We start from the raw sequence: 543 nt of genomic DNA on the forward strand, positions 1-543 counted from the left end.
TGACGGTTTGGTCGCCCTTGTACACGTCATCTGGAGCTACAACGGTCACGTTGCCGCTGGACTGGTTCACACCGATGGTGATGGTCTGGCCGTTATCGAGAGTGACGGTCAACGGGTTGGTGATGTTGGTCACTGCCGCGCCGTTTTTATCCACAAGGCTGGCGGTGTAGATGATGTTGCCGCCTTCGCCCACTGTGGTCGTTGCGGTCAGAACCACATCGACCTTGTCGACGGTGTCGTTAATGGTCGTAGTTGCACCATCACCAGCCACTTCCAACTTCTCGAAGTTGCCGCCAGTGGTGTCAGTGATCTTGACGGTCTGGGTGCTCTTGTCGATAAACACGTCATCGCCAGGCGCTGCAACAGTCACGGAACCGAAGGTGTCGCCAGCCTTGATGGTGATGCTCGAGCCATTGTCCAACTTCAGCGTTACGTCAGTGCCAGCTTTATTGGAAAGCGTAGCGGTGTACGTAATCTGACCACCCTCGTTCGCCTCGGACGGAGCCGTCAACGTGACGGTAGTGGTGTTATCAGTGCCCGGAG

The 543-nt window shown here is 56.4% G+C and carries 1 protein-coding gene; it reads right to left on the bottom strand.

What is annotated here, in order from left to right:
* The coding region (locus ACTD9P_RS29685; protein WP_438870428.1) for an immunoglobulin-like domain-containing protein at nt 1-543 on the bottom strand (543 nt) is incomplete at both ends.

It is taken from the genome of Pseudomonas onubensis, from assembly GCF_965653655.1.
Taxonomy (GTDB): domain Bacteria; phylum Pseudomonadota; class Gammaproteobacteria; order Pseudomonadales; family Pseudomonadaceae; genus Aquipseudomonas.